General features: G+C 57.6%; 23 protein-coding genes and 2 pseudogenes. 13 read left to right on the top strand and 12 right to left on the bottom strand.

The window, feature by feature from the left end; translation table 11 throughout:
• Positions 1–175: 175 nt before the first annotated feature.
• The 3 genes from ACYZTS_RS13845 (at position 176) to def (ending at position 2,034) form a co-directional block, all read left to right on the top strand.
• Entirely contained in the window at positions 176–367 is a 192-nt protein-coding gene (locus ACYZTS_RS13845; protein WP_028622992.1) for a CsbD family protein, read from the top strand.
• A gap of 171 nt (positions 368–538) precedes the next feature.
• Positions 539–1,498 carry a YihY/virulence factor BrkB family protein gene (locus ACYZTS_RS13850; protein ID WP_028622991.1) on the top strand — a complete coding sequence of 320 codons (960 nt, stop codon included), beginning with the start codon at positions 539–541 and terminating at the stop codon, positions 1,496–1,498.
• Positions 1,495–2,034, top strand: a complete 540-nt coding sequence (def, locus tag ACYZTS_RS13855; protein WP_461989868.1) for a peptide deformylase — start codon at positions 1,495–1,497, stop codon at positions 2,032–2,034. Before ACYZTS_RS13850 ends, def begins: the two co-directional genes overlap by 4 nt.
• A 62-nt stretch (positions 2,035–2,096) precedes the next feature.
• Here def and ACYZTS_RS13860 read toward each other — a convergent pair whose 3' ends face one another.
• Positions 2,097–2,513, bottom strand: coding sequence for a GNAT family N-acetyltransferase (locus ACYZTS_RS13860; protein ID WP_461989870.1), 417 nt, complete (start codon positions 2,511–2,513; stop codon positions 2,097–2,099).
• A gap of 831 nt (positions 2,514–3,344) precedes the next feature.
• Here ACYZTS_RS13860 and ACYZTS_RS13865 point away from each other — a divergent pair.
• From ACYZTS_RS13865 to ACYZTS_RS13875, 3 genes and pseudogenes are all read left to right on the top strand, one after another.
• A pseudogene (locus ACYZTS_RS13865) lies at positions 3,345–4,010 on the top strand (PAS domain-containing protein); the annotation flags it as partial.
• Between the two features lie 126 nt (positions 4,011–4,136).
• Positions 4,137–4,559: pseudogene (locus ACYZTS_RS13870) on the top strand (methyl-accepting chemotaxis protein); the annotation flags it as partial.
• Between the two features lie 150 nt (positions 4,560–4,709).
• Positions 4,710–5,768: an IS110 family RNA-guided transposase gene (locus ACYZTS_RS13875; RefSeq protein WP_461996439.1), complete on the top strand. Its 1,059-nt coding sequence runs from the start codon at positions 4,710–4,712 to the stop codon at positions 5,766–5,768.
• Positions 5,769–6,128: 360 nt separating this feature from the next.
• Here ACYZTS_RS13875 and ACYZTS_RS13880 read toward each other — a convergent pair whose 3' ends face one another.
• From ACYZTS_RS13880 to ACYZTS_RS13890, 3 genes are all read right to left on the bottom strand, one after another.
• Positions 6,129–6,671, bottom strand: coding sequence for a hypothetical protein (locus tag ACYZTS_RS13880; RefSeq protein ID WP_461989872.1), 543 nt, complete (start codon positions 6,669–6,671; stop codon positions 6,129–6,131).
• Positions 6,672–6,842: 171 nt separating this feature from the next.
• The gene (locus tag ACYZTS_RS13885) at positions 6,843–7,475 is read right to left on the bottom strand and encodes a glutathione S-transferase family protein (RefSeq protein WP_028622987.1); all 633 of its coding nucleotides are present in this window, start codon (positions 7,473–7,475) and stop codon (positions 6,843–6,845) included.
• 63 nt (positions 7,476–7,538) lie between these two features.
• Positions 7,539–7,970, bottom strand: a complete 432-nt coding sequence (locus tag ACYZTS_RS13890) for a PACE efflux transporter (RefSeq protein WP_461989873.1) — start codon at positions 7,968–7,970, stop codon at positions 7,539–7,541.
• 119 nt (positions 7,971–8,089) lie between these two features.
• Between ACYZTS_RS13890 and ACYZTS_RS13895 the strand changes: the two genes are divergently transcribed.
• Complete coding sequence (locus ACYZTS_RS13895) at positions 8,090–8,965, top strand: LysR family transcriptional regulator (RefSeq protein ID WP_461989875.1); 876 nt, start codon at positions 8,090–8,092, stop codon at positions 8,963–8,965.
• Between the two features lie 15 nt (positions 8,966–8,980).
• Here the strand turns inward: ACYZTS_RS13895 and gntR are convergent, their stop codons facing one another.
• Positions 8,981–10,012, bottom strand: a complete 1,032-nt coding sequence (gntR, locus tag ACYZTS_RS13900) for an HTH-type transcriptional regulator GntR (RefSeq protein ID WP_461989877.1) — start codon at positions 10,010–10,012, stop codon at positions 8,981–8,983.
• A gap of 223 nt (positions 10,013–10,235) precedes the next feature.
• On the opposite strand from gntR, the gene ACYZTS_RS13905 reads away from it, so the two are divergent.
• The 3 genes from ACYZTS_RS13905 to ACYZTS_RS13915 all read left to right on the top strand — a co-directional run bounded on the left by ACYZTS_RS13905 (position 10,236) and on the right by ACYZTS_RS13915 (position 14,148).
• Positions 10,236–10,766, top strand: a complete 531-nt coding sequence (locus ACYZTS_RS13905; RefSeq protein WP_461989879.1) for a gluconokinase — start codon at positions 10,236–10,238, stop codon at positions 10,764–10,766.
• A gap of 103 nt (positions 10,767–10,869) precedes the next feature.
• Complete coding sequence (locus tag ACYZTS_RS13910; RefSeq protein ID WP_028622982.1) at positions 10,870–12,222, top strand: GntP family permease; 1,353 nt, start codon at positions 10,870–10,872, stop codon at positions 12,220–12,222.
• 477 nt (positions 12,223–12,699) lie between these two features.
• The gene (locus ACYZTS_RS13915; RefSeq protein ID WP_461989881.1) at positions 12,700–14,148 is read left to right on the top strand and encodes a glycosyl hydrolase family 18 protein; all 1,449 of its coding nucleotides are present in this window, start codon (positions 12,700–12,702) and stop codon (positions 14,146–14,148) included.
• A gap of 71 nt (positions 14,149–14,219) precedes the next feature.
• Here the strand turns inward: ACYZTS_RS13915 and alaC are convergent, their stop codons facing one another.
• Complete coding sequence (gene alaC / locus ACYZTS_RS13920) at positions 14,220–15,425, bottom strand: alanine transaminase (RefSeq protein WP_461989883.1); 1,206 nt, start codon at positions 15,423–15,425, stop codon at positions 14,220–14,222.
• Positions 15,426–15,564: 139 nt separating this feature from the next.
• Between alaC and ACYZTS_RS13925 the strand changes: the two genes are divergently transcribed.
• On the top strand, positions 15,565–16,227 hold the full coding sequence (locus tag ACYZTS_RS13925) for a LysE family translocator (RefSeq protein WP_461989885.1): 663 nt from the start codon (positions 15,565–15,567) through the stop codon (positions 16,225–16,227).
• Between the two features lie 68 nt (positions 16,228–16,295).
• Positions 16,296–16,781, top strand: coding sequence for a GyrI-like domain-containing protein (locus ACYZTS_RS13930; protein WP_461989887.1), 486 nt, complete (start codon positions 16,296–16,298; stop codon positions 16,779–16,781).
• Here the strand turns inward: ACYZTS_RS13930 and ACYZTS_RS13935 are convergent.
• The 4 genes from ACYZTS_RS13935 to ACYZTS_RS13950 form a co-directional block, all read right to left on the bottom strand.
• The gene (locus ACYZTS_RS13935) at positions 16,778–17,386 is read right to left on the bottom strand and encodes a hypothetical protein (RefSeq protein WP_461989889.1); all 609 of its coding nucleotides are present in this window, start codon (positions 17,384–17,386) and stop codon (positions 16,778–16,780) included. The genes ACYZTS_RS13930 and ACYZTS_RS13935 overlap by 4 nt on opposite strands.
• Before the next feature lie 184 nt (positions 17,387–17,570).
• Positions 17,571–18,620 carry an alkene reductase gene (locus tag ACYZTS_RS13940; RefSeq protein ID WP_461989890.1) on the bottom strand — a complete coding sequence of 350 codons (1,050 nt, stop codon included), beginning with the start codon at positions 18,618–18,620 and terminating at the stop codon, positions 17,571–17,573.
• Between the two features lie 21 nt (positions 18,621–18,641).
• The gene (locus ACYZTS_RS13945; protein WP_028622976.1) at positions 18,642–19,808 is read right to left on the bottom strand and encodes an MFS transporter; all 1,167 of its coding nucleotides are present in this window, start codon (positions 19,806–19,808) and stop codon (positions 18,642–18,644) included.
• A gap of 3 nt (positions 19,809–19,811) precedes the next feature.
• Positions 19,812–20,132: an ArsR/SmtB family transcription factor gene (locus ACYZTS_RS13950; protein ID WP_028622975.1), complete on the bottom strand. Its 321-nt coding sequence runs from the start codon at positions 20,130–20,132 to the stop codon at positions 19,812–19,814.
• Positions 20,133–20,288: 156 nt separating this feature from the next.
• Here ACYZTS_RS13950 and ACYZTS_RS13955 point away from each other — a divergent pair, with 156 nt between their 5' ends.
• Entirely contained in the window at positions 20,289–20,867 is a 579-nt protein-coding gene (locus ACYZTS_RS13955) for an acyl carrier protein phosphodiesterase (protein ID WP_461989893.1), read from the top strand.
• Positions 20,868–20,975: 108 nt separating this feature from the next.
• On the opposite strand, the gene ACYZTS_RS13960 is transcribed toward ACYZTS_RS13955, so the two are convergent.
• On the bottom strand, positions 20,976–21,767 hold the full coding sequence (locus ACYZTS_RS13960; protein WP_461989895.1) for a lysophospholipid acyltransferase family protein: 792 nt from the start codon (positions 21,765–21,767) through the stop codon (positions 20,976–20,978).
• Positions 21,767–22,522 carry an L-ornithine N(alpha)-acyltransferase gene (gene olsB, locus ACYZTS_RS13965; protein ID WP_028622972.1) on the bottom strand — a complete coding sequence of 252 codons (756 nt, stop codon included), beginning with the start codon at positions 22,520–22,522 and terminating at the stop codon, positions 21,767–21,769. Before olsB ends, ACYZTS_RS13960 begins: the two co-directional genes overlap by 1 nt.
• Between the last annotated feature and the right edge of the window lie 117 nt (positions 22,523–22,639).

Raw genomic sequence — 22,639 nt, forward strand, 5'->3', positions numbered from 1 at the left:
TCAGCACCAGTGGCCTGAATACGTTGCACATTCTCGGGGGTTGCCGGGCAAACATAAAGCCTAACCTGCGCTCTCTGATGAAAAGCGCGCGAAAAAAATGAAACTCCCTGCAAATCCCTCCGGTCAATTCTTGTGTAACCACTTACCTCGTTCAATTGTTCACAGGAGAAACACCATGAGCAGCACTGGCGATAAAGTAAAAGGCATGGCTAACGAAGCAGTCGGCAACGTCAAGCAAGGCGTCGGCAAAGCCACTGGTAACGATAAGGTACGCGCTGAAGGCGTTGTGCAGGAAAAGAAAGGCGAAGCTCAGCAAGCTGTGGGCGACGCCAAAGACGCCGTCAAGAAAGGCGTCGACAAAGCGTAACATTGGCTTTGTGCGCAACCGAAACGGCCATCCGCGGATGGCCGTTTTCGTGTCAGCCTGAATAGTATCAACACGCTAACTGTTTCAAAGTCGCCACTTAGGCTACTTTGATGTAAAAACGGCCCCTGAGTCGCCACGACTTCAACTAATTTGCGGCGAAAGGAGACGCTCATGATTTTCCCTGACATGAAGGGTATGCCCATCCATCGTGTGATGGTGCGCACCGTCAAAGAGTTTATTGACGACGAGATGTCGACCTACGCGTCGGCGTTGGCGTATCAAATGCTGTTCTCGTTGTTCCCCTTCATTCTGTTTCTGATCGCGCTGATCGGTTTCCTGCACCTGCCGGATTTTTTCTCGTGGTTGCGTCTGCAATCTGAGCTGGTGCTGCCGCCCCAGGCACTGGAGCAGGTCAACCCGGTAATTGACCAGCTGCAGCAGTCCAAGGGCGGTCTGTTGTCGGTCGGTATTGTCATCGCCCTGTGGACCGCTTCCGCCGGTGTCCGATTGATGATGAGCGCGATGAACGCCGCCTACGATGTGGTTGAAGGCCGGCCAGCGTGGAAGCTCATCCCGCTGTCGATCGTCTACACCGTGGGCATTGCGGGCATGATGCTGATTGCCGCTGCGTTAATGGTGCTCGGCCCGCAAGTGATGGGCTGGATCGCGTCGCAAGTCGGCATGGAGGAATTCATCGTTACCTTGTGGACCATCGCACGCTGGCCGGTCGTGGTGATTCTATTGATGGTTGCCGTGGCGCTGATTTATTACGTGATGCCGGACGTCAAACAGGATTTCCGCTTCATTACGCCAGGTTCGGTATTGGCCGTGGTGGTCTGGATCATGGCATCGCTGGGCTTCGGTTATTACGTCAAGGAATTCGCCAATTACAACGCCATGTACGGCAGTATCGGTGCGATCATCGTGCTCTTGCTGTATTTCTATATTTCTTCTGCCGTGTTGTTGCTCGGGGCAGAAATGAATGCGGTAATCGAACACATGTCGTCCGAAGGCAAGGACCCGGGCGAGAAGGTCCCCGGAGAAGGCCCGGACCCGGAAACCAAACAACATGTCTCGGGACTGGGTCGGGATCACTCGATCAAGCCGGACACTGACGAAGTCACTAAATGATCCGTGAAATCCTGAAAATGGGCGATGAACGCTTGCTGCGTATCGCCTCGCCAGTCCCCGTGGAAATGTTCGACAGCCCGGAGCTCTGGGAACTAATCGATGACATGTTCCAGACCATGGAAAGCGTCGGCGGCGTTGGCCTTGCGGCGCCGCAGATCGGCGTCGATCTGCAGCTGGTCATCTTTGGCTTCGAGCACAGCGATCGCTATCCCGAAGCCGAAGCAGTGCCGCAAACCATTCTGATCAATCCGCTGATCACGCCGTTGAGCGCAGTTGTCGAAGAGGGGTTTGAGGGCTGCTTATCGGTGCCGGGCCTACGTGGCGCAGTGGATCGCTATCAACAGATCCGCTATGAAGGTTTCGACCCGAAGGGTGAGCCAATCGAGCGTATTGCCGAAGGGTTTCATGCGCGCGTAGTGCAGCACGAATGCGATCATTTGATCGGTCGGTTGTACCCCTCCAGGATTACCGATTTCAGCAAGTTCGGGTTTACCGAGGTAATGTTTCCCGAGCTTGATCCAAACGCCGACGAGTGACCCTATCCAGCGGGCATCAATGCGGGAGCGCGCTTGCTCTCTCCCGCATTGTTGTCGTTGCATCAAACTCGCGCCGCCAGTCCCATCGCAATCATCGGCTTGCTGCGCGCATAGCGGCTCAGCCGTTCGACCATCGCAAACGGCATTGGCGGATCGAAAGAAAACCCGCAGCGCTCATAAAATCCGTGCAAATCAGGGTGGCAGAACAACCATACCGGTTCTTCGATATTGGCAACTGCTTGCCCGATCAGCGCCGCCGCGATGCCCTGCCCACGGCACGCCGGGTCAATGAACAACCCCGTCAGCCAATGCCCGCCCGAGACGGGACGCAAACACAACGCGCCGACAATCTCATCGCGCCTGGCTACCCAGAGTCGAGCTTCGCGCACGGCTTTCATCGGCGATTGGTGGGCACGGTAAAACTTGTTCATCAACGGCCATAGCGGCTCGGCGAGCAAGGTGTACTGAGTCTCGGGCATGGTTTGATCTGTGGCTGCGCAAAGCGGACGATTATAAAAGAACGCGTGCGCATGGATAGGTGTATACCTGAACTCACATCCCGTATGAGTGGAGTACGTATCATGGCCAAAGGCATGGATTCAAAAAAAGCGGCAAAGAAAAAACCGGCAAAAACGGCCGATGAGAAACGCGCGGACAAGAAGGCCAAGAAGGTGGACGTGTTCGGCCATTGATCCAGCGTTAATGGAGCCCGGTTCTCGGGCTCCAGTTTTACCTCCCCGCATGCCCCCCCGACAGCGCTGTATGGCCTCGCCAGTTCCCTACCAAACATGGCCCGCTTTTCATGCCACATGAAATTTCATGATGCTGAAACGTTTTTGTCCGGGGTAGTGGCCTAATAGTGGCCTTGATTCTCGTTTTCTCCGGTCTATGCTGTCGTTACTAACATGTCGGTCAGAATGTGATGCCCGACTTTAGAGTGCGCGAGCAGCGCACCTGTTAAAACGGAGCGGTCCGGTAAAGGGAGTTATTTATGAATTCATCAGGGTTGGCCCGGTCCCGGGCTATCAAGAGAAGGATGTCTTGATACGAGCGTTGCGCCATGGACACTCCGATTAAACATCATTGATCACCTGACATGCCCTCCCGTGGAGGGGTGCGTGTGCCTGTTTCAAAGAACGTGGATCCGTTGAAAGACCAAAGAACTTTCATCAATTCAAAAAAACGCGCTCAGGGTGATTACGACCATGTTCAACTTACATCACAAGGCTGATCTGCTGGAGATCGAACGCTTAAAGTGCGCGCTGGCCGAAGCCAACGCGAAGCTGGCGGCTGTCAGCCGTTCGATGGCGATGATTGAATTCACGCCTGAAGGCATCGTGCTCGATGCCAACGAAAACTTTTGTGCCGCCATGGGCTACAGCGCCGAGGAGGTGCGCGGCAAACACCACCGGATATTTTGCGAAGAAGCGTTCCATCGCAGCGACGCGTACGCCAAACTCTGGCGTGACCTGGCGCGTGGCGAGCCAATCAGCGGTACGTTTTTACGGCTGGACAAAAGCGGCCGGGAAATCTGGCTTGAAGCCAGCTACATGCCGGTATTGGGTCCCTACCGGCAGGTTCGCAGTGTGATCAAGGTGGCCACGGATATTTCCGCGAGAGTCTGCAAGGAACACGAAGAAGAAAGCATGCTGGCGGCTATTGGCCGGTCGATGGCGGTCATCGAATTCACTCCGGATGGTCATGTGATCACGGCCAACGACAACTTTCTGAAGACCACTCAGTACTCGCTCAACGAAGTAGCCGGTCAGCACCACAGCCTGTTTTGCCATCGCGCTGAAGCCGAATCTTCAGGGTACAAGGCGTTCTGGGCTTCGCTGAATCGTGGCGAATACCACTCGCGCCGTTTCGAACGCAGAGACAAGCACGGTCGGGCGATTTATCTGGAAGCTTCCTACAACCCGTTGTTCGACGCCAAAGGGCGTCTATACAAAGTGGTGAAGTTTGCCAGTAACATCACCGAACAAGTCTCCTCCTTGCAATCCGCTGCCGAGTCGGCTCATAGCACCTCTGTGCAAAACGACGCCTGTGCGCAGAAGGGCTCGCAGGTAGTGCAGCAAACGGTGCAAATCATTCAGGACATTTCGAAGGATTTAAATGAGGCGGCGCAGAGCATTGATGCGGTCAGCCAACAGTCAGACATCATCGGCACCATCGTCCAGACCATTCGTGGGATTGCCGATCAAACCAACTTGCTCGCGCTCAATGCCGCGATCGAAGCAGCGCGCGCCGGTGAGCATGGACGAGGGTTTGCTGTGGTGGCCGATGAGGTTCGCAGTCTTGCGGCGCGTACCAGTCAGGCCACCCTGGAGATTGTCGATGTGGTGCGAAAAAACCACGATTTGTCGTTGAGCGCGGTGTCGAGCATGCAGTCGAGTCTGAGTCGCACCGGCCTTGGCGTGGAGTTGGCGAACGAGGCGGGCGAAGTGATTCTGGAAATCCAGCAAGGCTCTCGGCATGTGGTGGACGCGATCAGCCAGTTCAATTCCACCCTGCAGCTGAGTTGACCCGGCCAAACTCCGAGCCCTCGTAATTGGATGGACTCGCCCAAGCCGAGGCGTCAATGCGCCACGGTGGCAGTCTAAACAGCCATCGACAGCGAGGGCGAGTCCATGAAAAATCATAGTTCGATTGATCAATCCCTGTCTTCTTCCGATTTGTCGGCCTGCACAACTTTGGCGGTCGATCTGGCCAAGCACGTCTTTCAAGTCGCCGGTGAAGATGTCCTCGGCCAGGTGCGTTATGAGCAGCGGATCAAGTCGCGCGAGGCGTTTTATGAGTTTCTCCAACAGTTGCCGCTCCATGTAATGGTTTTGATGGAGACCGGTCCGGGTGCTCAAGCCTGGGCCCGGCAGCTGCAAGACAAAGGCAATCTGGCGCGGATTCTTCCAGCCGGTTTGGTGGCCACACACCGCAGCGGGCCTAAAAATGATCGCAACGATGCGCTGGCAATTCTGCGGGCTGGGCGCGATGAAAAAATCTTCGCAGTACCGGTTAAAAGCGTTGCAGCGCTGGCAATGCAGGCGTTGCACCGTGCTCGTCAGGGCTATGTGCGTCGACGCACCGCGGTAAGCAATCAGATGCGCGGTTTGCTACTCGAGCATGGCGTGGCCTTGGCGCAGGGCGATGTTGCGATCAGCCAGAAAATTCCGCGGGTACTGGAAGATGCGACCCAGCCGCTGCCGGGCCTGCTGCGTGAGCTGATCGACGAACTGTTGGCCGAGTGGCGCCATTTGGGCGAGCGCATCAGCGTGCTGACGGGACGCTTGGAAGTGGCTGCCAACGCCGACATGACGGCGAAGCGACTGATGACTGTGCGCGGCATCGGCCCAGTCATTGCCACGGCAGTGGTGGCCAAGGAAACCAAGCCTGAGCGGTTTCCCAATGCGCGCAAGTTTGCCGCGTACTTTGGCATGGTGCCTGACCAGCACAGCAGCGGGCAGACGGTCCGGCTGGGTGACATGACCAAGCGAGGTGATGTTTATTTACGCAGCCTGATGATCCAGGGAGCCCATTCGGTGCTGCAACAACTACGACCCGATTCCCAGCAACCCGATGACCGCCGCTTGTTGCGCTGGATGAGCCGACTGGGCCGTAAAGAAGCTGCGATCAGGCTAGCCAACCGCAATCTGCGAATCATCTGGGTGCTTCTACAGAATGACCAGACTTATCGTCGCCACGCTGGTGATAGCCAGCAAGAAACGATAAGCCACTGAGCGACAGAGTTCTGCCACCGAGGTACAGACTGTCCGACCCTTTGCTGAAAAAAATTGACCCCAGGTAAGACCGGCGTGGATTGATGCCTAAGCTGCTAATGGCCTTCGAGGCCTGACTGTAATCGGCATGCCACGAGCTCTTCCAATTTTGGCCAGAAGCCGAAGACGGCTTCCACGAATAGGCCTAATACATAGATGCAACGGGGCGACAGTTTTTCAAAAGCGGGTAGACAGTAGGGGCGAGTCCATACATAGCAGCTGGCGAAGCCTGCGTCCACGGCCGACGCAGGTGCCGTGTGGAAACTGTCGCAGCCGGACGCAGGCTGCGACAGCTGCTACAGGGACTGAAAACGCAGGTTATTACAGTGTCGCCACGAGGGTGTCTTCAGCTGCCGCGTTTTCCTTCTCGGCCTGAGCCACTTCAGCCTTCTCTTGCATGCGCTCGGCCATTTCCTTCGCCACGGCCTGCTGTTGCTCCGGTGGCATCTGCGCGACTTCCTCTTTCGTCAGCCCCATTTCCTGCAGGATCGCGTCCTGGACGCGCTCTTCCGGCGTCTTGTTCATGTACGCCTGGAAGTCATCCGTAGCGCCGCCGCCATGCAGGCGCTCGGGCACATCAGCCGGCAATTGGGAGTACACCAACTGCAGACCAACGCGGGTCTTGGCGAACGCTTCATCGACGTTGTCGCTGATTCTGCTCGCCTCGCTGGCCTGTTGTGTGGCCGTTTTGGTCGCTGATTCCTGGAGCTTCGCGTTGGCTTGCGCGGTTTGCGCCTGCACATTGTTTTGCAGGGTTTGCGCCATCGCGCCCTGCAATCCGGCAACGGCTTCGACGATGGGATCCTCGCCGGGCTTCTTAAGGCGGGGTGTCGTTAATAATTGCGTGTCAGCACTGACCAACATGATGAGTAGACCTTGTGGTTTTTGTGATGCAATGCCGGCAGCAAATAGTATGCCTATTTTTATAATTCTATATTTATCAATGAATTACGGTTAATAGGCCGCTATTTTATAGGGCTGCTACGGTCAACCTTTGCCCCGCACCGGCAAGGGTCGACCGCCGATAACACGGCATCATGGCAAACCGTTGCAGCCATGTTTGAGAAAGCCGGGACGTTGCGCCAGGCGCTGGAAATATTCGTCAATGGCCGAAAACTCCGGACGGTCCATCGGCGTCATCAGCCAACGGTTGACCGACAGCCCGATGACGACATCTGCCAACGTGAACCGCGGACCGGCCACATAAGCTCCGGTCGCCGCGAGCTGTTTTTCGAGTATGGCCATTTTCTGATTCCAGTTGCGCAGGCCGCTGGCGATGCGGTGTGGGTCCTGACATTCCGGGTCTTTGCGCACCAGCGCTGTGAACGCATAGCCCCACGAACGGTTGAGTTCGGCGCTCTGCCAGTCCATCCACTGTTCCACCCGGGCGCGCGCCGCCGGTTCGTGGGGGAGCAATTCAGCGTTGCGGTGTTTGCCGACCAGATAGCGGCAGATGGTGTTGGATTCCCACAGTACGCCGGCGTCGTCGATAATCACCGGCACCTGGGCGTTGGGGTTCAGTTTGAGAAATTCCGGGCTGTGCGTCGAGGCAAAGCCACTGCCCCAGTCCTCGCGTTCGTAGGAAACGCCGAGCTCTTCGCAGGTCCACAGGACTTTTCTGACGTTGATCGACGACGCTTTACCAAGAATTTTCAATGCATGTTCCATGGAGCTACTCCTTTAGCGATTAGACGCTTCGGGAATTTGACAGCCTGTCGGTTCGCGTGCAATTCATGCTGGATCGGGCAGGGCGGAGGCCGGCAAACCAAACGTACGGTCAAACAACCAGTTGAACGCAAACGTGTAGCAGGGGATGAAGATGATCAGCGCCAGGTCCAGCAGAAAAGCTTGCACCAGGCTGATGTTCATCCACCAAGCGATCAGCGGAATCAGAAACACTATCAAGGTTAGTTGAAAACCTACGGCATGAGCGATGCGTCGTCTGACGGTGCGAGTGCGCGACGGCTGGCGGCTTTCCCAGCGCTCGAACAACGTCGTGTATATAAAATTCCAGGTGACGGCGATGGTGGTAATGATCACCGCCAGGGGCCCGGTGCTGCCCGGCGACGTGCCGGACAGCAGCGCCAGGCCGAGGGCAGAGAAAGTCATGCCAATCACTTCGTAGAGCGATACATAAACGAGTTTGCGTTTAACGCCTTGCATTGAAAATTGCCTCTATTTTGCGATTCCATGCCAGCAGTACTGGCTAAGTGGGTGCAAGATAGCTTCAATAGGAGTGACAGGAAAAGTCAGAAGCTTTCAACTAAATTGACAGGAAGGGCATGAATTTCAACAGCGACAGCATCGAGTTGTTTCTCGCCGTGATTGAGCGTGGTTCGTTTTCTGCGGCGGCCCGTGCCTTGGGCAAGGTGCCGTCGGCGGTGAGCATGAGCATCGCCAACCTGGAGGCAGAACTTGGCTATCCCTTGTTCGATCGAAGCCACCGCGAGCCAGTGCCCACGGCGATGGCGAGCGCACTGGTGCCGCACGCACGGCTTATTTCAGGGCAGCTCAAACAGCTGCAAGTGCATGCGATCGAATTGTCATTGGGCCTCGAGAGCACGCTGTCGATTGGCGTGGTCGCCGACATCGACAGAGTTCGATTGATGGCCGCGATCAAGGTGGTTGCGCAGCGTTATCCGCTGCTCGACATTGAAGTGCTGACGGCGCCCCAAGATGACGTGCTGGCCATGCTGCATGATGGGCGCGTCAGCGTGTGCCTGGCGTTCGCGGGGTTGCGCGTGAATGTGCTGGAGCGCTTTCAGTTTGTCGGCACGGAACGGTTCATCGCTACGCTGGCGGCGGACCATCCGTTGTTGCAGGGGCAGGATCTGTTTCTGGAAGATTTGGTGCATGTGCGCCAGATCATCGTCGCCAGCCGTGATTTGCCGATCAGTGAAACCCGTCCCGTGCTGGCCGAGTCTTGTTGGCGCACCGATACGCTGGCAACGGCGCTGGAGATGGTCGAAGCAGGTTTGGGCTGGGGGAATTTTCCGCTGTCGGTGGTACAACCGTTGCTCGACGCAGGAAGGCTCAAGTCCTTGAGTTTTCGCAACGTCGAGAACGGGTTGGTGTTGCCGGTGCACGCGGTGTGGCTCAAGAGTCAGCCTCTGCAGAAAGGCGCGTCGGCGCTGGTTCAGCTCATGTCCGGCACATAACCACAAAAGCCAGGTTTATGTACTTTCGCGAATCTTCAACTCAAACCCCATGTCCTGCACTGGCCGGGCCACGGTGTTGCCGGCCATCAGCGTCAACATCTGCTCCGCCGCACGCCGGCCGATCGCCTCGCGGGGCGTGTTGATGCTGCTCAGGCGCGGGACCATGTGCGCCGAAGCCGGCAAATCGTTGAAGCCGAGAATCGACACTTGCTCAGGGATCCTGATGCCGCAACGCATCGCTTCCAGCAGCGCGCCCTGCGCCAGGTCATCGTTGCCGAAGAAGATCGCATCGACGTCCGGATGACTGGCCATCAATTGCAGAAACAGCTCGCCGCCAAGGCCGACGGAAGAGGCGCGCGGGGTCAGCACTTCCAGATCCGGGTCATATCTCCCGGCCTTCTGCAGTGCCTTGCGAAAACCTTCGCCGCGCAGCAGGGTGCGTTGATCAAGTTGCGCACCGATATACGCCAGGCGCTTGCGACCGCGCGAGAGCAAATGCTCGGCCGCCGTTTCACCCGCCGCCAGTTGCGAAAAGCCCACGCAATTGAGCCCGGCGGCGCTGTCGAGCTCCATCATGTAGACACAGGGAATGTTGCTCGCCTCGATCATTCGCCGCGAACTTTCCGTGCGGTCAAACCCGGTTAGCAGCAAACCGCGTGGCTGATAGGCCATGTAATTGCGCAGCAGGTTTTCTTCTTCATCACGGGAATAGTGGAAGTTGCCGATCAGCACTTCAAAGCCCTTGGGGCGCAAAACCTGATGAATGGCTTCCAGCGTGTCGATGAACAACAGATTGGACAGCGAGGGCACCAAAACCACCACCGAATGGCTCTGCGCCGAGGCCAGCGCGCGTGCGGCAGGGTTGACTACATAGTTGAGATCGAGCGCCGCTTTCTGCACTTTTTCCACCAGTTCGGTGGCAACCGTACTGACGCCGCGCAAGGCGCGGGACGCGGTAATCGGGCTGACGCCGGCCAGGCGGGCTACTTCGTTAAGGGTAGGGCGGCCGGTGGTGCGAGTATTTTTATCGTTTTTAGGAGTGGTCATCGGGCGGCTTGCCAAACAAAATTCAAGGCACTAAGGTAGCGCTGTCCCGAAGCAGCTGCAAATGCGTGAGCGAGTTTTGCCTGAACCTCGCTTTTTGGCATTGGGAACAAACGTGCTGCAACCCACAAAAAAATCACAAGAAGGCGTCGGCAACTTCTGCTTTTGCTTATGTTCTATAGCTTGAACTTGCAAAGGTAGCGCTGTCTGCGCGCTGAGGTGTTACATGAATCATCCCATCACCGCCCTGGTCATCATGGGCGTTGCCGGTTGCGGCAAGACATGCGTCAGCGAGGCCTTGTGCCAGCTCAGCGGCGCCACTGCCATTGAAGGCGATACGTTTCACCCTGCCGCCAATATCGAAAAGATGAGCGCCGGCATTCCCCTGAACGACGACGACCGTGCCGGCTGGCTCGACAGCCTGTGCGATGAACTGCGCCGCGTTGATTCACAAGGTGCGCGTCCGGTGCTGACCTGTTCGGCGCTCAAATTGATTTATCGCGAACGCCTGCGCAGCGCCTTGCCGGGCCTGGGCTTCGTTTTCCTCGAACTGACGCCTGAAGTCGCCGCAGACCGTGTCTCCCACCGGCCGGGCCATTTCATGCCGTCGACCTTGATCGACAGTCAGTTCGCCACGCTGGAATCGCCAGTTGGCGAGCCGTTGACGCTGGCGCTTGATGCGTCCAACCACAGCGTCGATGAGCTGGCCGTTCAGGCTCACCGCTGGTGGCTGGAAAATGGTCTGCGTGCCGTATGAGTTGTGCTGCAAAAGATAGCGCTGTCCAGAAGCCTTCCGACGCTTTCCCTATGACCTGCGAAATAGCCGCTTTAATAACAACAACAACCAGGAGACACCCCTAATGTTCGGCATGTCCCACGAGACGTTCCTGCTGCTCGATGCAGTGGTCACGGTGATCGGACTCATCGTCCTGATTACCAAGTTCAAGTTTCACCCCTTCATTGCCCTGATCATCGCCGCCGCTTTTCTCGGGCTCACCTCCGGCATGCCGATCGGCACCGTTATCAAGGCGTTCCAGGACGGCTTCGGTGGGGTGCTCGGCTTTGTCGGGATCATCCTTGCGCTGGGCACCATGCTCGGCAAAATGATGGCTGAGTCGGGCGGCGCGGATCAGATTGCGCAGACGCTGATTCGCGCGTTCGGCAAGGACAAAGTGCAGTGGGCGATGATGTTCGCGGCCTTCCTGGTCGGCATTCCGCTGTTCTTCGAAATCGGCTTCGTGCTGCTGATCCCGCTGGTGTTCATCGTCGCCCGGCGTACCGGCGTGTCGATCATCAAGATCGGTATTCCGTTGCTCGCCGGTCTGTCTGCCGTGCACGGTCTGGTGCCTCCGCACCCGGGCCCGTTGCTGGCCATCGGCGTGTTCGGTGCCGACATCGGCAAAACCATTTTGTACGGCCTGATCGTCGCGCTGCCGACGGCCATCATTGCCGGCCCGATCTACGGCACGTTCATCGCCAAATACATCCCCGGTCATCCTAACCAGGAACTGGTAGATCAATTGGCGCGTGAATCCGATTCGGCCGATCTGCCGAGCTTCAGCATTACCCTGATCACCGTGTTACTGCCGGTGTTCCTGATGCTGCTCAAGACCTTTGCCGATGTGGTGCTGCCTGAAGGCAACGTCGCGCGTTCCTTCATGGACCTGGTCGGTCACCCGATCTCGGCGCTATTGCTGGCGTTGCTGCTGTCGCTGTACACCTTCGGCCACAAGCAGGGCATGGGCTCGAACAAGATTCTGAAGTTGCTCGACGCCAGCCTCGCGCCGACCGCCGCGATCATTCTGATCATCGGCGCCGGTGGTGGCTTCAAGCAGATGCTGGTCACCAGCGGCGTGGGCGACGTGATCGGCCACATGGCGGTGAACGCACAGATTTCGCCGATTCTGCTGGCGTGGCTGGTGGCCGCGGTGATCCGTATCGCGACCGGTTCGGCCACTGTGGCAACCATTACTGGCGCGGGCATCGTGGTGCCGGTGGTGGGGATGATTCCGGGCGTCAACCGTGAGTTGCTGGTGTTGGCGACCGGTGCCGGTTCGCTGATCCTGTCGCACGTGAACGACGCCGGTTTCTGGCTGGTGAAGCAGTACTTCAACATGACTGTTGCAGAGACGTTCAAGACCTGGACGGCGATGGAAACCATCCTGTCCATCGTGGCACTGGGCTTTATTCTGCTGTTGTCGATGTTCGTCTGACAGCTTCGCAACACCCAAAAAAACCGCAGCGATGCGGTTTTTTTGTGCCTGGAATTCAGGTGTCGATGACTACCTCTCATCGAGACTGGCAATTCTGACAGTAGCAAGGTGCATTTTTCCAGGCGTAAAAGTGAGCCGCACATTGTTTCGTGTGGCCAGGCTGCAAACAACGAATCAGTGTGCGTTTGCAGGCAGGCCGGCCCTCATCATCCACGTTTACGCAGGGAAGGAATCTATGGCTATCAAATTTCCGAAGACTGAACAGGCAGGTCGGCAAGGGCGGGACAGCGAGCTGGTTTTCCCTTCTGACCCCGGTACGCAAGTCGGCGCGCAGACCAGGAGATGGGGCGTTGGGGCAACTGAGAAAACCTACGAAACCAACGGCTACTCGCCCAACACTAAGGACGATCAGCTGTCGTATACCCCCGGTCGCGTCGCTAAAACGTTTTCAACCTTTACGAGAACAACGAATACGAAGTGTTTGCCTACTACAGCGATTGGTCGATCGGCGACTCCCGATACGGTGAAGGCCCCGATTCGCCAGTGCCAATCGACTATAGCGTTGGCGGCCGCGGAACCGACATCATGCGGTTGTGCGATAAACATGGCGCACTCGACAAGCTTGTTGTCGGGTTTGCAGCGATCGTTGGCGATCGAGGAATCAAACGCCAAACCGTAAACAAGGGCGTCATTCAGTTCGGTCTCTATCCGCCAACATCTGGCAACATCGAGAACCCGACCCCAGAAGACCTTGCCAGAGCAGAGTCCAATGCGGCGGGAACCGCCACTTTTATCGATCCCTGGAACGATGTTGCCGCATTTGTGAACTGTGGTTTTGAGGGCTGGGTCAGCAATGATTATGTGCATTTGTATGACCCTGCCAGAGCTCAAGGCGTACTGGGCGCGTTGTTGAAATTAAAACAGGCCAATCCAGCGCTCCAGGTCTCGCTCAGTCTCGGCGGCTGGTCGATGAGCCATGCGTTTTATGAAATTACCCGCAATGACGCCAAACGCAGAAAGTTGGTTGTGACGCTCGCAAACATCTTTGCCAGGTTCCCGATGTTCAACGAGGTGGATATCGATTGGGAATATCCGTCAGTGCCTGGTAATGCACCCGGACCCGGTGATGAATGGGAAGGCAACAAGTATGACGATGAGGATCCGCTGTATTTCGCCAAGCTGGTCAGCGAGGTGAAATCCCAGATGGCGTCCATCGGACGGCCTGACGTCAAAATCAGTATTGCGACCATCGCCAACCCTGAAAAACTGGCGAAAGCCAACATCCCGTTGCTGATCGAGGCAGGGGTCACCGGCATCAACGTCATGACATATGATTTGTTCGGTACCCCTTGGGCGGATAAATTGCAGCACCACACCAACCTCAAACGCAGCAACCCCGTTGATCCGTTGGAGAATTCCACGGATGCAGCAGTCCAGTATTTGCTGCAGAACAATGTCCCGTCGAAAATGATCTACATCGGTTACGCAGGCTATAGCCGAAACGCACAACGCGCCCAATTGACCAGCATTTCGCCGTTGGCGGGTACCTATAGCGCGCGCCCAGGCACAGTCACTGCAGGTTCGTTTGAATCAGGCGTCACTGAGTGGCCCGATGTCCTTTACAACTATCTCGACCTGGAGCGACGCACTGACCTAAATGGCTTCCTTTTGTGCACCGATGAGGTCGCCGATGCGGACTACCTGTACAACGAAAAAACCGGCGTGTTCATCTCGCTCGATACGCCACGCACCGTCAAGGCGAAAGCGCAGTATGTAGTTGAGCACAATCTGGGGGGGATGTTTATCTGGATGGGCGATCACGATAATGGCTTGCTGACCAATGCCGCGCGCGAGGGGTTGGGGTGTAAGGTCAAAGAGCAAGTGATCGACATGTCACCGTTCTACTACAAGGGTTACACCGGCTGATATCCGCGACAACAACCAATGCCTCGAGCCACCTGGAAAGTGGTCGAGGCATTGCTGTGTTCATGACTGTTTCAGCGGGTGAGCGAGTCCGCCCGAAACATCCCGCGAATGCCGCGTACGGCCTGGCGAATCCGGTCCTGGTTTTCGATCAGCGCAAAGCGCACATGATCGTCTCCATACTCACCAAATCCCACGCCTGGCGACACGCAAACCTTGGCTTCAGCCAACAGCTTTTTGGCGAACTCCAGCGAACCCATGTGCGCATACGCCTCGGGGATTTTTGCCCAGACGTACATCGAGGCTTTCGGGTTTTCGACCATCCAGCCCAGTTCGTGCAAACCTTTGACCAGCACGTTGCGTCGTTGCCGATACTGCTCGGCAATGTCCTTGACGCATTGCTGATCGCCTTCCAGTGCGGCAATCGCCGCGACTTGCAGCGGAGTGAACGTGCCGTAGTCGTGGTAACTCTTGATCCGCGCCAGAGCGTTGACCAGTTCCGGATTGCCGACCATGAAACCGATGCGCCAACCCGCCATGTTGTAGCTCTTGGACAGGGTGAAGAACTCTACCGCGATGTCCTTCGCGCCTGGCACCTGCATGATCGACGGGGCTTTCCAGCCGTCGTAAACGATGTCGGCATAGGCCAGGTCGTGAACCACCAGTACGTCATATTGCTTGGCGAGGGCGATCACCCGCTCGAAAAAATCCAGCTCCACACACTGTGCGGTCGGATTGGAGGGGAAGCCGAGAATCATCATTTTCGGTTTCGGGATAGACCCGCGAATCGCGCGCTCGAGCTCGTCAAAGAAATCCACACCGGGAATCAGCGGCACCGAACGGACCTGGGCGCCGGCAATCACGGCACCGTAGATGTGGATCGGATAACTGGGGTTCGGCACCAGCACGGTGTCGCCCTGATCGAGCGTCGCCAGCATCAAATGCGCCAGGCCTTCCTTGGAACCGATGGTGACAATGGCTTCGTTTTCCGGGTCGATGTCGACCTCGTAACGCTGCTTGTACCAATTGGAAATCGCCCGACGCAGGCGCGGAATGCCTTTGGACGTGGAGTAACCGTGAGTGTCTTCGCGTTGTGCAACCGTCACCAGTTTTTCGACAATGTGCGGCGGCGTAGGGCCGTCGGGGTTGCCCATGCTGAGGTCGATGATGTCTTCGCCACGACGTCGCGCGGCCATCTTCAGTTCGGCGGTGATGTTGAAAACGTAAGGGGGGAGTCGATCTATGCGCGCAAAGCGGCGCGGCGAACCTTGTTCGGCCATTGTTGCCTCGGATAACGTAAGCGCCCGGAACCGTCCGAGCGACGCTGGCCACTGCGGTGGCCTGTGGCGGAATGTAAGGGCAGCTGTGGCAGACTGTCCAGCCTCTATGTAAACAAATTTGTCCGAAGGATGGGCGTTGATGGAATTTACCAGTGGCTTCTTGCTGAGCCTTTCGCTATGCCTGGACATTGGCGTCGCCAATATCGCGATGATCACCTTGGCGATGCAGCGGGGCTATTTCCAGGGTTTCGCGCTGGGCCTGGGAACCTGTGTCGGCGACTTGATCTACGCCGTGCTGGCGCTGGCCGGCATGACCGTGTTGCTGCAATACGAGACCGTACGCTGGGGACTATGGATCGGCGGTTCGGCGTTGCTGATGTACTTTGCCGCGAAGATGATTTATTCGGCCATTCATCATGAAGCGGTACTGGCGCAGAGTGCTGAAGTCGGGCACAACTCGCACCGTAAAGAGTTTATTCGCGGGATCTTTCTGGCGATGTCTTCGCCCAGCGCGATTCTCTGGTTTGCAGCGGTTGGCGGCACTCTGATCGCGCGCTCCGGTGCGGCAGGGCCTGTCAGCTCGGCGTTATTTCTAAGCGGTTTTTTTTCCGCAGGTTTGCTCTGGAGTGCAGGACTCTGCTTTGCCGCAAGCCATGGCGGCAAATTGCTGGGTGACAAATTGCTGCGTTATTCGTACATGGCATCTGCTGCGATCTTCTGCTATTTCGCGGTGTACGTGGTCCTTTCCGGCTACAACGAGTTTATTGGTTCAGGTGCCGCCGAGCAGTTGCATGGCCCGTAGCTGGGCGAATCGGGTTTGCCTTCTATACTCCCAGCCAAACCCCATTTTTTTGATTGAGGACTCGCGTCATGGATGAGCAAAAACCGACAGAGCCGCGCTTCGAAAAAGGCCCCTTCATGCTGATCGCGGGCTACGGTGGGCGTTTTACCGCAGAGACCACCCGGGATATTCCCGAACTGTGGGAGAAACTCATTCCAGAGATCGACAGCATTCCCGGGCATAAAAACGAAGTAACCTACGGCATTTGCTGCAATCCGGATGGCCAGGGCAGTTTTGAATACATCGCTGGCGTTGAAATCGACAAGCTCGACGATCTGCCGGAAAAATTCCGCTGGGTCGAAGTGCAACCCCAACAGTACGCGGTGTTTGAGCACAAAGGTTCGTTGAAAACCCTCCCCGAGACGTTCCAGTACATCTGGAAAACCTGGCTGCCGCACTCTGGCCGGGAGGCCGCCGACGCGCCGGAATTTGAGCGTTACAGTGAGGATTTCAATCCAAAGCTCAACACCGGCGTGCTGGAAATCTGGCTGCCGCTCAAGGCTGAATCGCCTTAATAGTGTCCACCGAGGCTGATCACAATGCCGTAGCTATACGGACTGTTCTTCATTGTTCGAGTGATTCGCGAAGTGCACTGCAGCGGCTTTTTGCCGATGGATTTGATTTTGTGTTCGCGCAGAGGAATGGTGGGTGGGTCAAAGGACAATGCCGAGTATTCCTTTCTGACCCACAACTTCGTGGAGAACTCAAAAGCGTATTTGTCGCTTTCAAAAATGAAGCTGTGTTTTGCCTGGGTGGAAACCCTGCCTCTGGCAAAGTACGGGATGTCTTCGCGAGGCACGAATAGCCAGTAATCCCATGGTTCAACTGGATAGTCTTCTGCCTCTGCTACATTGCCGGAACTTGCCGAGGAAAGTACAAACTTCTCCGACGTTCCATTGTAAATATAGATCATGACGTGGCTGTGTGAACTGGCACGTTGAACGTTGTTCCAGACGCCAGGTTCTTCTGCTTTCGCGTCTTTCAGCGTTTCCCGGAATACGCTCTCAGGTGATGCGTGGGCCTCCTCCTGTTCTTCGTAGCTGGATATAGGTCGGCCGTTTTCATGATGATTTTCAGAAGAGCCCAAGTAGGAAGTGTCATCAATGTCGTAGTTATTCATATCAATTCCTTTTGATTGTTTGCGGTGTTGGTTGTTGTTTGTGCTGCCGGCTGAGTATCTATTTGACAGTTGTTGATGAATAGCGAATGTATTTTGCTGGATGTGAAAGTTTACCGGGCCAGTACCCCCTGAATAAAAAAACCCCGAATCTTCCGATGCGGGGTTTTTTGTTATTTCGGTGAAATTACATCACCGGATAATCAATGTAACCGACCGGGCCTTTTGCATAAAACAATTCAGGACGCGGCTCGTTCAGCGGAGCATCGGCCTTCAGACGGGCAGGCAGGTCCGGGTTGGCAATAAATGGCACACCGAAAGCCACTGCATCGGCTTTGCCGCTGGCCAGCCAAGCGTTGGCGCTGTCCTTGGTGAAACGTTCGTTGGCGATGTAGGGGCCGCCGAAGGCTTCCTTCAGTTGTGGACCGAGGCTGTCGGTGCCTTCTTTCTCACGCGAGCAGATGAAGGCGATGCCGCGTTTGCCCAGTTCACGTGCGACGTAGGTGAAGGTTTCGGCCAGGTTGTCGTCGCCCATGTCGTGGGAATCGGCGCGCGGTGCAAGGTGCACACCCACACGGCCAGCGCCCCAGACGTCGATCGCTGCGTCGGTTACTTCCAGCAACAGGCGAGCACGGTTTTCCAGGGAGCCGCCGTATTGGTCAGTACGCTGGTTGGTGCTGCTTTGCAGGAACTGATCGAGCAGGTAACCGTTGGCGCCGTGGATTTCCACGCCGTCAAAACCGGCCGCCTTGGCGTTCTCGGCACCGGTGCGGTAAGCGTCGACGATGTCGGCGATTTCAGCGGTTTCCAGCGCACGTGGCGTCGGGTAGTCGGCCAGTGGACGAACCAGGCTGACGTGACCTTTTGGCTGGATGGCGCTCGGCGCGACCGGCGCTTCGCCGTTCAGGTACGAGTCGTGGGAGATGCGGCCGACGTGCCACAGCTGCAGGAAAATCTTGCCGCCCGCTCCGTGGATCGCTTTGGTCACGTTGGCCCAGCCGCGCACCTGGTCGTTGGACCATATGCCCGGGGTGTCCGGGTAGCCGACGCCCATCGGCGTCACCGAGGTGGCTTCGCTGAGGATCAGGCCGGCGGAAGCGCGCTGAACGTAGTATTCAGCCATCAGTGCGTTCGGCACACGGCCTTCGTCGGCGCGGCAGCGGGTCAGCGGGGCCATGATGATGCGGTTGGCCAGTTCGACGTCGCCGAGTTTGATGGGGTCAAAAATTGTCGTCATGAAAGGTCTCTCTTTTGAAGATCAATGAGTCGCAGTGGCCAGTTCGGGCGTGCCGCCCTGGCGGAAAGTAATCAGCGTTACGAGCAAGGCGAGCACTGCCAGGGCAGCTGCCGCGAGTGGCACGCTGGTCAGGCCGAAACCGTGGGCGATGACGCTGCCGCCAACCCAGGCACCGAGAGCGTTGCCGACGTTGAACGCGCCGATGTTCAGCGTTGAAACCAGGTTCGGTGCCGCCTTGCCGTAGGTCACGACGTTGATTTGCAGTGCAGGCACCGCAGCGAACGACGCGGTCGCCCAGAGGAACAGGGTGATCTCGGTCGGGATCAGCGCGACGCTGGTCCAGGTCAGTGCGGTGGAGACCACGGCCATCGAGATGAAGACGCCGATCAACGTCGCCGACAGGCGTTTATCCGCCAGTTTGCCGCCGATGATGTTGCCGACGGTCAAGCCCAGGCCGATCAGCAGCAGAGTCCAGGTCACGCCGCTTGGCGAAACACCGGTGACATCGCCGAGTAGCGGGGCGACGTAGGTGAACAGGGTGAACATCGACGCCGAGAACAGCGCCGTCATGCTCAATGACAGCCAGATACCGGCGCCTTTGAGGGCGCGCAGTTCGGCGCGCATGTCGAGTTTTTCTTCGTCGCGTTTGGCCGGCAGAAAGCGGATCAGGCCGATCAGTGCGATCACACCGATGACGGTCACGGCCCAGAAGGTCGAGCGCCAGCCCGCTTGCTGACCGAGCGCGGTGCCGAGTGGCACACCGAGGACGTTGGCCAGGGTCAGGCCGGTGAACATCAATGCCACCGCAGACGCGCGTTTGTTGGCCGGGACCAGACCTGCCGCCACCACCGAGCCGATGCCGAAGAAGGCGCCGTGGCACAGGGCAGTCACTACCCGGGCAAACATCAGCACGTTGTAGTCACTGGCCACTGCGCAGAGCAGGTTGCCGATGATGAAGATCACCATCAACGCTACCAAAGCGGCCTTGCGCGGCAGTTTGGCGGTGGCCAGTGCCATGAACGGGGCACCGATGGCCACGCCCAGTGCATAACCGGTCACCAGCCAGCCGGCGCCGGGAATCGACACACCAAGATCGGCGGCCACTTCGGGCAACAGGCCCATGATGACGAACTCGGTGGTGCCGATGGCGAATGCGCTCAGGGCCAGAATGAGTAGCGAGAGGGGCATTGGTTAATTCCTTGTCGGAGCGCTGAGCTCCTTGACGATGGCGTCGAGGGCCGCCTGAATCACGTCCTCGTTGCGTCTGAAAAAGTGCCATTGACCGGCTTTCTGGCTGCTGATCAAGCCCGCCCGTTGCAGGGTCGCCAAATGCGCGGACACGGTCGACTGCGACAGGCCGCAGCGTTGATCGATCTGTCCGGCGCAGATGCCGTACTCATGGTTGTGGAGCTGCTCGGGGAACTGGGTCTTGGGGTCTTTCAGCCAGATGAGGATGTCTCGGCGTACTGGGTGTGCCAGCGCTTTTATTATTTCGTCGAGGTCGATGGTCATGGGTTTGGGCTCGTGATGAGTAAAACGCTATATCGCGATGAGGCGAACTTTAAATCGTTACTTCGCGATACACCAATATGATTTTGCTCTGACGACCGCATAAATCGGTATATCGGGTTATAACGATGCGCGGGTAGCAGTGCTAAGCTGCGCAGCATGAATTATCTCGCACATCTCCACCTCGGTGGCCAGCGCCCCGGTCAATGGCTCGGCAGCCTGTATGGCGATTTCGTCAAGGGACGCCTGCAAGGGCAGTTCGACCCGGAGATCGAAGCGGCCATCCAGTTGCATCGCAGCATCGACGTGTTCACCGACCGCCACCCGTTGGTGGACATCGCGCTGGCTCGCTTCTCCGTCACTCGAAGGCGTTATGCCGGGATTGTGCTCGACGTGTTTTTCGACCATTGCCTGGCGCGGGATTGGGCGATGTACGCTGATCAACCGCTGCAGCAATTCACGTTGAACGTGTACCGGGTGCTGTCCGCCGAGCCGCAGTTGCCGGAGCGTCTGGCGAAGATCGCGCCGCACATGATGGCCAACGACTGGCTGGGTTCATACCGCGAGTTCGAGGTGCTGGAGCAAGTGCTACGAGGGATTTCCCGGCGATTGACTCGGCCGGAGGAGTTGGCGGGGGCGATGCAGGAATTGCGGGTGTTGTATGAACCATTAAGCGAGGATTTCCGGTTGTTCTATCCGCATGTGCAGGCTTTTGCGCGAAACTATCCAGCGACCTAGATTCCCTGTAGGAGCGAGCCTGCTCGCGATAACGGTGTGTCGTCCAAAGAATGTGTCGACTGTCAGTCCGTCATCGCGAGCAGGCTCGCTCCCACAGGAAATACATGTTTAGGCAGCAATCGCGGGCCGCATCGGCACGTGCTGCTTCTCCGGAATCGCCCCAAACAATGCTCTCTGCACCGCCTGCTGCGCTTCAAACGCCAGCGCCGCACGTTCCCGGCCTTCGCAGGCAATCGGCTTGAGCAAGTGAATCTCCACTTCGCCGCGATCATTGGCGAACAGTCGCATCAGGTGCGAGAGCAGATCATCTTCACCAATGAACGGCGCCAGCGAATCGATCTGGCCATCGCGCAGATAACGAATCGCCACCGGCTGCAACGGCACTTCGGAATCAATCGCCGCCGAAAGCAGACGGCCATGGAAGGTGCGCAACGAACGGCCATCGGTGGTGGTGCCTTCCGGGAACATCAGCAGCGGATGCTCCTGCTGCAGATGGCGGGTCATCTGCTTGCGAATCAATTGGCTGTCGCCCGCGCCACGACGAATGAACAGGCTGCCAGCCTTGGCCGCCAACCAGCCCGCCACCGGCCAGGTGCGCACTTCGGCTTTGGACAGAAACGACATCGGCGTGAGCATGCCGAGCAACGGGATGTCGGTCCACGACACATGATTGCTGACCCAGAGCATCGGCGCTTTCGGCAATTCGCCGTGCACGGTCATGCGAAAGGGCAGGGCATTGGCCAGCCGCGCCATGAAAAACCGCGACCAGCGCTGCCGGCGCACCATCGAATGGGCGAAGCCGAAGCGCTCGAACAGGCCGAACACACTGGCCATGCTCAACCCCAGCGTCACCACCACCAGCACTCGCGCAATCCGCGCGTACACCCGGAGGCGGCTCATCACATGGCCGCCTTGAAGTGGCGAGCGTAACGCGGGCAGAGTTCGTCGCGTTTGAGCAGGATGAACACGTCGGCCACCTGAAAGTCTTCGTCCCAGCACGGCTCGCCGCAGATCTTCGCGCCGAGGCGCATATAGGCCTTGAGCAGTGGCGGCATTTCAGCGATGACGTTGGAGGGGATGTCCAGCACCGGCAGCGGTTTTTTCGGTTCGGCACGCAGGTGTTCGGTGCACAGGTAACGTTCGCGCAGGCGCTGCATGATCGCGTGCGCCTGGATGCCGCCGTCCTGCATCGGAATGCTCGCGCAGCCCATCAGATAGCTGTAGCCGCCCTGATTGAGGACTTCGGCCAGTTCGCCCCAGAGCACGGCGATGGTGCCACCGTTGCGGTAGGCCGGGTCGACGCAAGTGCGACCGATTTCCAGGATCGGGCCCTGCAGATGGACCAGGCCATGCAGGCTGAATTCTTCTTCGCTGTAAAACTTGCCGAGGCTGCTAGCCGCGGTGTGATCGAGCAAGCGCGTAGTTGCCACAAGACGCCCGGTGTTTAAATCACGCACGCCAATGTGGGCGCAGTGAACATCATAGTCATCCATGTCCAGACCCAGTTCAGCGCCTTTCAGTTTGGCGTTGAATTCGCCGCTGAACACGTTGAAGCGCAAAGCCTGGGCTTCCTGCAAGGCCTGGGCGCCCACCAGGCGTTCGGCTTGCAGACGGCGTTCATTGCCGGTGTCGCTGATGCGGGCGATCTGAGTCATTGCGTCTCTCCGTGCGGGTTGCTCACCCGTCTTGGTTAACAGCCGATCGACTTTCTTTATGCAGCCGTGTTGTGCAAAGTCAGGCTATGTAGCCCCGGTGTCATCGCCATGAAGCTT

The organism is Pseudomonas sp. TMB3-21 (genome assembly GCF_054898145.1).

Bases quoted from the DNA above. Each gene is read 5' to 3' on its own strand.
- ACYZTS_RS13885 (WP_028622987.1), bottom strand. From the start codon at position 7,475: ATGGAACATGCATTGAAAATTCTTGGTAAAGCGTCGTCGATCAACGTC.
- ACYZTS_RS13890 (WP_461989873.1), bottom strand. From the start codon at position 7,970: ATGCAAGGCGTTAAACGCAAACTCGTTTATGTATCGCTCTACGAAGTG.
- gntR (WP_461989877.1), bottom strand. From the start codon at position 10,012: ATGACCACTCCTAAAAACGATAAAAATACTCGCACCACCGGCCGCCCT.
- ACYZTS_RS13910 (WP_028622982.1), top strand. From the start codon at position 10,870: ATGTTCGGCATGTCCCACGAGACGTTCCTGCTGCTCGATGCAGTGGTC.
- def (WP_461989868.1), top strand. From the start codon at position 1,495: ATGATCCGTGAAATCCTGAAAATGGGCGATGAACGCTTGCTGCGTATC.
- ACYZTS_RS13850 (WP_028622991.1), top strand. From the start codon at position 539: ATGATTTTCCCTGACATGAAGGGTATGCCCATCCATCGTGTGATGGTG.
- ACYZTS_RS13955 (WP_461989893.1), top strand. From the start codon at position 20,289: ATGAATTATCTCGCACATCTCCACCTCGGTGGCCAGCGCCCCGGTCAA.
- ACYZTS_RS13935 (WP_461989889.1), bottom strand. From the start codon at position 17,386: ATGAATAACTACGACATTGATGACACTTCCTACTTGGGCTCTTCTGAA.
- olsB (WP_028622972.1), bottom strand. From the start codon at position 22,522: ATGACTCAGATCGCCCGCATCAGCGACACCGGCAATGAACGCCGTCTG.
- ACYZTS_RS13880 (WP_461989872.1), bottom strand. From the start codon at position 6,671: ATGTTGGTCAGTGCTGACACGCAATTATTAACGACACCCCGCCTTAAG.
- ACYZTS_RS13950 (WP_028622975.1), bottom strand. From the start codon at position 20,132: ATGACCATCGACCTCGACGAAATAATAAAAGCGCTGGCACACCCAGTA.
- ACYZTS_RS13895 (WP_461989875.1), top strand. From the start codon at position 8,090: ATGAATTTCAACAGCGACAGCATCGAGTTGTTTCTCGCCGTGATTGAG.
- alaC (WP_461989883.1), bottom strand. From the start codon at position 15,425: ATGGCCGAACAAGGTTCGCCGCGCCGCTTTGCGCGCATAGATCGACTC.
- ACYZTS_RS13925 (WP_461989885.1), top strand. From the start codon at position 15,565: ATGGAATTTACCAGTGGCTTCTTGCTGAGCCTTTCGCTATGCCTGGAC.
- ACYZTS_RS13905 (WP_461989879.1), top strand. From the start codon at position 10,236: ATGAATCATCCCATCACCGCCCTGGTCATCATGGGCGTTGCCGGTTGC.
- ACYZTS_RS13930 (WP_461989887.1), top strand. From the start codon at position 16,296: ATGGATGAGCAAAAACCGACAGAGCCGCGCTTCGAAAAAGGCCCCTTC.
- ACYZTS_RS13940 (WP_461989890.1), bottom strand. From the start codon at position 18,620: ATGACGACAATTTTTGACCCCATCAAACTCGGCGACGTCGAACTGGCC.
- ACYZTS_RS13960 (WP_461989895.1), bottom strand. From the start codon at position 21,767: ATGAGCCGCCTCCGGGTGTACGCGCGGATTGCGCGAGTGCTGGTGGTG.
- ACYZTS_RS13845 (WP_028622992.1), top strand. From the start codon at position 176: ATGAGCAGCACTGGCGATAAAGTAAAAGGCATGGCTAACGAAGCAGTC.
- ACYZTS_RS13860 (WP_461989870.1), bottom strand. From the start codon at position 2,513: ATGCCCGAGACTCAGTACACCTTGCTCGCCGAGCCGCTATGGCCGTTG.
- ACYZTS_RS13945 (WP_028622976.1), bottom strand. From the start codon at position 19,808: ATGCCCCTCTCGCTACTCATTCTGGCCCTGAGCGCATTCGCCATCGGC.